Raw genomic sequence first — 7734 nt, 5'->3', positions numbered from 1 at the left:
CCATTTTTACCGATAACGGATCAATATCCGTTCCCACAAAAGACCATCCGTAACTTTGGCTGCCTAAAATGGGATAAATGCAATTTGCCCCGGTGCCTATATCTAATACCTTAATCTGCTTACCTTCTGGGATTTTCCCATTAAAAGTATCGCCCAATAAATCTGCAAGATAATGAATATAATCAACCCGTCCCGGAATTGGCGGGCATAAATAACCCGCTGGTATTTGCCAGAAATCAACATGATAAAACTGTTTCAGCAGCGCCTGATTGAGCAGTAATACCGCTTGTGGCTCACTAAAATCAAGTGTTTGTTCACCTCTCGGGTTCGTCCTTAAAAAGGCACTTAATGGCGGAGATTGTTCACAAAGTTGCTTTAAGTCGTATTGACCCCGGTGTAAATTTCTCGAGTGTAATAATGCTTTAACTTGTTTCTGGTTGGTCATTTAATTTATCCAAAAAAATAAACGGCTAAAACGCAGTGCGCTGAAGCCGTTGATTAAGAGTATGAAGGTTGAATGCTAATCAATGATGCTCATATTGGAGTATTCACTTAATTCACCGCGAATATCTAAGATGTTTCTTTTATAGGCAAATTTTATCATCTGATGATCAAGCGCAATCGCAAACCAGGCAATAAAGGTCCGATCTTTTTTCTTCATTTGCTCAACCCGGTAGCTCTCAAACTTTCCAAATTTACTGTCAATCATCTCTTTTTTGGTGACTTTAAAAAAGTAGTGCGCCACTGAATCCGACGTTTGCATAAAAAATTCAAAGTCAGTTTGGCCGGCTTTTAATCCTTCGCGGATTTGCAAAAGAATGGTATTAAAATCGACAAGATACTCATCTGGATTACTGTATTGGGTGGTTTTGCCATTGTTAACTATGGTGCTATTGTGACCGTTACTAGAAAATCGAGCAGACATGCTCACCGTACTGAAACCGACACTCTTACGTGAAAATTGTTTGCTTAAATAACGCTGGGATTTTTCATCCCAATAAATATTCGAAATTTGATTACCACCGAATTTCATCAGTAAAAAAGACAAGTCAGCAATAGTATTAACCTTAATTTGATCGTCTTTTAATTGCAGTTCTCTGATCATTTTTCCTATTGATATTTTTTTATAATAAACTTTGTAAACATACCTCTGTTCATCTACAGACGTCACATCCGCTTGTTGCGAAAATCCAAACCGGCTTGTTGTTAGCAGCAAAAAAAACAGCATAAAAGGTAAAAAATTAATTTTGTTCAAAGGATGATACCTCCTGAATTTTTTGTACAATGGTAAAAAATCCATTTGTACGAGATGGACTTAAATGCTTAAGTAAACCCAGTTTTTCAAAATAGTGATGAATATCAAAAGCGCGGATCTGATCTGCGTTTTTACCTTGATAGATAATCAATAGGATCATCATTAACCCTTTGACAACACGCGTCTCACTGTCCATTTTAAAGGTATAAAAATTCCCCTCTTGATTAATCATTAACCAGGCTAAACTTTCACACCCCCGTACCAGATTAGTTTCAATTTTATCTTGTGCGTCCATTCCGGGGAGTTTTTTACCCAATTGAATAATCACTTTGTACTGTTTATCCCAACTTTTATTTTCTTGAAAATCAGTTAATAATTGTTCTGTTGTTGGTAAAGACAATACCATTGTTACCTATCCTTAATATTTTCAACGTTAGAACCTTTATTTAGTTTAAAAGTTCACTAAAGAAGCTAAACAGCAGCTCTTTTATAACAAGCTGTTATTACAAATGTGCAGCCATTATAGTCAAAATGCGCCAGACTACCTTTTTTTATTATTCATATAATCGGAAAATAAAATTAATGCTCCGCTACTGCCGGTTAGTTTTGCACTTTTATTATCATCTCTGCCGACCCATGTTGTGACCACCTGCTCGGCATCAAAACCAACAAACCAGCTATCGTATAAGTTATTGGTCGTACCTGTTTTTCCGGAAAAATATTGCCCCCGGTTTCGCCAGGTTAAACTGCGTGCAGTGCCTTGGGTGGTGACTTTATGCAGGGTATCAGTTAATTTTGTGACCGCCCCTTGAGAAAATATTTGTTTACGCCGGAGCGGACGCTGATACAGTAATTGCCCCTCTTTTGAAACGATTGCACGAATCATCGATAATGGTTGATAAACGCCAGACATAGTAATGGGTTGATACAGTTGCGCGACCTGAAAAGGAGACAGAGCCACACTGCCTAATACCAAAGAGGGATAAGCATTGATGTTTTCAGTCACCCCCATTTTATATAAGCTGTTAATAACATTGTTAAGGCCCACCTGCATCCCTAAATTAACCGTCGGGACATTAAGAGAGTGGATTAATGCATCCTCAAAGCTCACATCTCCGCGGAATTTGCGGTCGTAATTTTTTGGGCTCCAGCGCTGACCGGAACTGTTTTTCAGGACAATTTTTTTATCACTTAATCGATCATCAAGAGCAAATCCCCCCTCCAATGCGGTTAAATAAACCACCGGTTTGACCAGAGAGCCGATTGGCCTCTTAGCATCCAAAGCACGGTTAAAACCACTGAATTTGACCTCTTTGCCTGAAACTAAAGCCAGCACCTCGGCATACTTGCGATCGCTCACCACCATCGCGCCCTGAAGCATCAACTTGCCTTTCTTTTCAAGACCATCAATGCCCTGTGCAACCGCCAGCTCGGCATTTTTTTGCACAAAGGGGTCGATCGAAGTAAAAATAAATAAACCGTTACGTTTACGCACGTTTTTGGCAACATTCGCCTGCAGCTCTCTGCGCAGCAAACTGACGAAGGCGGGATTAGTGCGATGATTTAAAGCGCTTCTTGCGCTCAAATGGAGATCGCCTCGCACTGCATACTTATAAGCGCCGACGCTAATAAGGTTATGCTCAAGCATCATACGCAAAACCAGATCGCGGCGTTTTAATGCCCGCTTTGGATTACGGTGAGGGTTGTAATAGGACGGGCCTTTGATAATAGCCACCAGCAGGGCTATCTGTTCAATCCGTAACTCATTAATAGGCCGGGCAAAATAATAATCACTGGCAAGTTCAATCCCGTAGATACCCGAGCTACCGTTCTGAGCCAAATACACTTCGTTTAAATAGGCTTCTAAAATTTTGTCTTTACTGTATTTATAATCAATCAGCAGCGCGATATAAGCTTCTTGAAATTTACGCCACAAACTACGATTCTGACTCAAAAAAAGATTCTTGGCCAGCTGCTGAGTGAGCGTACTGCCGCCCTGTAGGGTTTTCCCGGCCTTAAAGTTAACCATAAAGGCGCGGATAATGGCAACCGGTGAGATCCCCTGATGGTGATAAAAATTCCGATCTTCCATCAGCAACAAGGTATTAACCAGAAGATTGGGAATCTGCTCAAAAGGAATAAAAACACGGTCTTCAATATCCTCGGAAGCAAGCCGTTCTAATAGCAAGGGATCCAGACGTACGGAGCTTATCTCCTGCTGATTTTCATCGCTGATCGACAGCAGCCGTTCGCCGGAAAAATTAACCGCAATCAGCTTTGCACTTTCATAACGATCTGCAAAATTAAAAGCACGTTTATAAATCAGCACCTGATGATTGTTGACCGCAAACTGTCCGCTTGCCTGCACATCAACTACCGGACGATAGTTTAATAACTTGAGCTCTGCGATTAAGGCTTGTTTAGACAGTCGGCTGCTGGCGGTTAATAATAGAGGTCGCGCATAAACCTGTGCCGGTAAGGTCCACATTGGGCCATCCAATTTACGCTCAATTTTTTCATCAAAATAAATACCGGCGATAAGCATCAAGGCGATAAAAGCGATGCTGCCTTTCCAAAATAAAGACCATAAAAAACCTAAAAATGACTGTTTAAAAGATTTTTTATTTTGCGCTTCAGGTTTAGTTTTTGATTGTTTGGTTTTTTCAACAACCTCAGGTGTTTTGCTCTTTTTAGACATCAACTTCCCAACTGTTTTATTTTTGATCTATCCACTTTTTGCGGCTTGTTGCTCAAACCTTGCTCTGTTGTGATCAAGCAAAACCCGTTTCTCTGTTATTTGATTAAATCAGTGGAGGATTGTAGCAAGTAGTTTGACACATTTGTCAATATGCTTCAGGAATGCAGGCAAAAAGGAATGAAAATAAAGGGCATGATTTGAATTATTTCTGGGGCTGATTCAAACGTGAAGCTATCTTAACGGCGATAAGTTCAAAAAATAATAACCAACAAGGATAGATAAAAATCAGAAAGCCAAGAACAAAGAAGGAACCCTTAGCAATCTTTGTTGTTGATTATCCGCGCCGCAGACCACAGCAAATCACTCCTGAGTTGCCGTTAAAAAACTGCACACTAGATACCGCTTGGCATTAGCTTATAGGTGATAACAAACAACTCATTTATATTAGGATAGATTTCTTTAATCAGTTCTTTTAGCCTCGGTAATGCCAGAGACTCCTGTTGAGCATGGAATTCGTTGATCCCATCAAAGGTTATTGGCTGCACGGATATAATTTCTATCTCACCAACCTTTTGATCCGTTTCCAGTGTAAAAACCTCAACTTGAGAGCCGACAACATAGTGGCTTTCAGATTTATTCCGAATCGTTATTGTCTTTTTGCCCGATTTAATCAATGGCGTAAGAAATTCAAAAAACGTAATTTTATCTAGAACACTCATCATTATTCATTCTCACTCGGTAATATTGAAACACGTTCAAGACTTGTTCAACAACAGGATAAGATCGTGGTTTTAACTGTTGTCACAATCTATCCTTATTGTTGGGCAGACGCCATTATTTTTTGAACTTATCCGCAGCGTCATTAAAAGAAGACTTAATCGAATCCCATGCGGATTCAACATCCTCTTTGCCCGTCTCCCATGCTTCTTCACTGGCATCCGCGATTTCTGCGAGCTTGGTCTTTCCCTTTTCAATATTGCTTTCCAGTGTTTCGATCTGCTTGTTTAAGGCGAGTTGTGCATCGGCGCTGCCTCCGGAAGCCTTTGCCTTAAGCTTGTCGAGCTCAGCTTTCCATTCATCCAACTGAGCCTGTTTCTTCTGCTGATATAACTCTTTTTTATTCATTACTTTTTCCTCTTTATGCTGGGCATTGTCTATTAGTATTTAGCTCAAATACCCACGCTGCCTAACCAGGCGGTGGAATGTCTTTGATTTCGAAAAAGACACTTTCCCGAAATACTCTAGCCTTAAAAAACAATAGATTAAAAAGCGAAAATTTGCAGGGATTTTATCCTGTTCTGCTCCCTGTTATACCAAATATATTAATTTTCTGTTCATTTATGCTGGTTAAAAAACATGCTAGCTAGACATAAAAATACGTTTTAGTCTTTGTTATTAATTTTATAATTAGAACAACTAGTTACTGCAATAAATGCTTTGCTTTCAGGCATTTTCCCTGCGCCTAAATAGACCACTTAATTAGTGAAATTGGTATTATTTCCCTTCCTCATCTTCCACTAGATCAGCATGAGCGTCTGCATCAAAACTGCTCATATTTTCAAGTTCGCCAAACCAAAGATATGAACTTGTAATTTCATACTGGCGTTCGTTGTCTGTGCGCGACAGTTCTTTTAGTATCCAAAGTATACTTTTAGCCTCGGGGAAGTTTTCTCCACTTATTTTCTCTTCAAAAAGACGATTTAAAATTGCATTTTCATTTAATCCATTGGCAAGCAGTCTGACTATCACCGCATCTTCCGATGGCTCAAAGATCTCAAATGATTCCTTTTTATCTGCTGTTATTTTGATCGTAAATTTAACGCCGGTCGGCTCTGTGAAAATGCCATTGTAGGCTTTTCTTAACAGCTCATAAGCATTAAAAAGGCTCATGTGATAGGCAGGATCTGCGTGCACTTCCCAAAGATTCTTATCAAGCATTTGATGACTTATTTGATCTATCTTGCCTGCCGTAATTTCATCTTTAAAAATATCGGTTAAAAGTAATTTAGCGGATTCAAACGGTTCTAAATCATTAAGTGACATCAAACACATCTCTTTTAACTCTGATTCACCCATTCCGACAAGATCATCTTCACCGATATCAATCATCGCTAACAGCGTTTTATAATCATCTGCCGTCCAAGCATTTTCAATCTCAGAAATTTTCAGAAAAGATAAAATCTCTACATTAAATTCTTTGTTCATTACAATCTCCTAATATTAATTTATAAGGCGTGCTTTGGTTTTTTTGTGGCATTCTAATTGGTCATATAAATGATGGTTTTTACCCTAGCTGTCAATAAGCAGATTCATTGTTATTTTATGATATTTGAGCAGATAACGATTACGCTAACATTGTTGGCGCTAATATTATATTTCATTTTTCCCAAACCTGAAGGTTCCCGCTACGCCATAACTCGCCGTCCCAGGAGATAACGTCACTGAGATACTTGCACATACTATGTTGGCGAAGACGCGGCAGCCCATTTTTTTTAAACCACTTGTTGACCAGAGTGATTGGCTTGGGCGGAAATGCTTTTTTCCTGTTGTTAAGCGAAGGTTGCCAGAAATAAACAATGATTGACTCTGCAATTTCAAGAAAGTGTCTTGAGGCCTCATGGGGGTATTTCACCGTGCCCAGCCAGAATGCCTGCTCTCTGCTTATTTTATGCACTTTATGGTGAGATTTAAACCTGCCGATGAAACTGCCCTCGGTGATCCCGCAGTATTGAATGGTGGCCTCTCTCTCATACTTTAACTTGCCGGTAGCCAGATAAAGACCGTTGCTCCAACCTGGGTTTTGCTTAATTTCAGCATAATTATAGGGGCCCAGCCAGTCAATAATAACCGTGGTGTGTGGTATCACGAGTCTTTCCTATGAAATAGTATATCTTGGTAATAGGAAAAATATTGTCGACTAAAATGTGAGGAATAAAAATAGACTGTATTATGTCCTGGTTGATTGATGTCTCAGCGGGTCGATTGCTCGGCTCTTGCTAAGAATACTCCCATTGCAATGAACAAAGAACCAAATACTTTGTTTTGTAATGTTACAAAACTGGATTTAACTAAATAGGGTTTCAGTAAGCTCGCTAATAAAGCATAGCTGCACATAACGGCCAAATCGATGATCAGCACCGTACTCCCTAATGCTATATATTGAAAAACCAGGTCAAGGGCGGGATTTAAAAATTGTGGTAGAAAAGCCGCTAAAAATACAATTGATTTAGGGTTCATCATATTGACCACAAAACCTTTCCATATTAAATTTTTATTGGAAGTCTGAGAGATTAATGCATCTTCCTGAGTTACTGCACCCACCTTGCTGAAAAATTTAGAAAATCCTAAGTACAATAAATAAGCAGCGCCAATATATTTTAATATTGTAAAGGCTAATGCCGAAGTCGCTAACAGCGCGCCAAGTCCCGCTGAGACAATTAAAATATGGGTCAGTAATGCTAACTGTAAACCTAATATATTCTTTACTGCGGTTTTAAGCCCACCGGAAATTGAGTTACTGACGGTGATGACCATACCGGCACCGGGAGCAATACTGAAAATCACGCAGGCGAATGCAAATGTTAACCATAATTCTAATGACATGCTGAGTTCCTTTTTGCATTGATGGATAATGCTCGCTGGCGAATAATACCTAACGCATTAATAAAGTGATCTGATTTACTATTTAAAATTGATCATAAATTTAATGGCTGTCTTACTTGAACGCCAACTAGCACCAACCATGACAACAAACGCATAGCTCGTAGGGTGCATTCTATGC

General features: G+C 39.4%; 9 protein-coding genes. All 9 read right to left on the bottom strand.

Translation table 11 applies throughout. The annotated features are described in order from the left end of the window. A partial coding sequence (locus ACJAZP_RS19470) for an RlmF-related methyltransferase (protein WP_415232404.1) occupies positions 1-445 on the bottom strand: 445 nt, incomplete at its 3' end. A 75-nt stretch (positions 446-520) separates the two neighbouring features. Beyond that, positions 521-1255: a DUF3108 domain-containing protein gene (locus ACJAZP_RS19465; protein WP_415232403.1), complete on the bottom strand. Its 735-nt coding sequence runs from the start codon at positions 1253-1255 to the stop codon at positions 521-523. Further along, entirely contained in the window at positions 1242-1661 is a 420-nt protein-coding gene (locus ACJAZP_RS19460; RefSeq protein ID WP_415232402.1) for a SufE family protein, read from the bottom strand. The genes ACJAZP_RS19465 and ACJAZP_RS19460 overlap by 14 nt, the downstream gene beginning before the upstream one ends. 135 nt (positions 1662-1796) lie before the next feature. After that, entirely contained in the window at positions 1797-3953 is a 2157-nt protein-coding gene (gene mrcB, locus ACJAZP_RS19455; protein WP_415232401.1) for a penicillin-binding protein 1B, read from the bottom strand. A 392-nt stretch (positions 3954-4345) separates the two neighbouring features. Then, complete coding sequence (gene yqfB, locus ACJAZP_RS19450) at positions 4346-4675, bottom strand: N(4)-acetylcytidine aminohydrolase (protein WP_415232400.1); 330 nt, start codon at positions 4673-4675, stop codon at positions 4346-4348. A gap of 112 nt (positions 4676-4787) precedes the next feature. Beyond that, entirely contained in the window at positions 4788-5078 is a 291-nt protein-coding gene (locus ACJAZP_RS19445; protein ID WP_415232399.1) for a coiled coil domain-containing protein, read from the bottom strand. Between the two features lie 369 nt (positions 5079-5447). After that, positions 5448-6158: a hypothetical protein gene (locus ACJAZP_RS19440; protein ID WP_415232398.1), complete on the bottom strand. Its 711-nt coding sequence runs from the start codon at positions 6156-6158 to the stop codon at positions 5448-5450. Between the two features lie 172 nt (positions 6159-6330). Further along, a complete protein-coding gene (locus ACJAZP_RS19435; RefSeq protein WP_415232397.1) occupies positions 6331-6819 on the bottom strand; it encodes a hypothetical protein in 489 nt (162 codons plus the stop codon). A 104-nt stretch (positions 6820-6923) separates the two neighbouring features. Beyond that, positions 6924-7556 carry a LysE family transporter gene (locus ACJAZP_RS19430; protein WP_415232396.1) on the bottom strand — a complete coding sequence of 211 codons (633 nt, stop codon included), beginning with the start codon at positions 7554-7556 and terminating at the stop codon, positions 6924-6926. Positions 7557-7734: the final 178 nt, after the last annotated feature.

This window comes from Psychromonas sp., assembly GCF_047632955.1.
Taxonomy (GTDB): Bacteria; Pseudomonadota; Gammaproteobacteria; order Enterobacterales; family Psychromonadaceae; genus Psychromonas.
The sequence above is the reverse complement of the archived record's forward strand: the minus strand, read 5'-3'. Positions and strand labels throughout refer to the sequence as shown.

Excerpts from the sequence above, each read along its gene's own strand:
- ACJAZP_RS19460 (WP_415232402.1), bottom strand. The coding sequence starts at position 1,661 with ATGGTATTGTCTTTACCAACAACAGAACAATTATTAACTGATTTTCAA.
- mrcB (WP_415232401.1), bottom strand. The coding sequence starts at position 3,953 with ATGTCTAAAAAGAGCAAAACACCTGAGGTTGTTGAAAAAACCAAACAA.
- yqfB (WP_415232400.1), bottom strand. The coding sequence starts at position 4,675 with ATGATGAGTGTTCTAGATAAAATTACGTTTTTTGAATTTCTTACGCCA.
- ACJAZP_RS19445 (WP_415232399.1), bottom strand. The coding sequence starts at position 5,078 with ATGAATAAAAAAGAGTTATATCAGCAGAAGAAACAGGCTCAGTTGGAT.
- ACJAZP_RS19440 (WP_415232398.1), bottom strand. The coding sequence starts at position 6,158 with ATGAACAAAGAATTTAATGTAGAGATTTTATCTTTTCTGAAAATTTCT.
- ACJAZP_RS19430 (WP_415232396.1), bottom strand. The coding sequence starts at position 7,556 with ATGTCATTAGAATTATGGTTAACATTTGCATTCGCCTGCGTGATTTTC.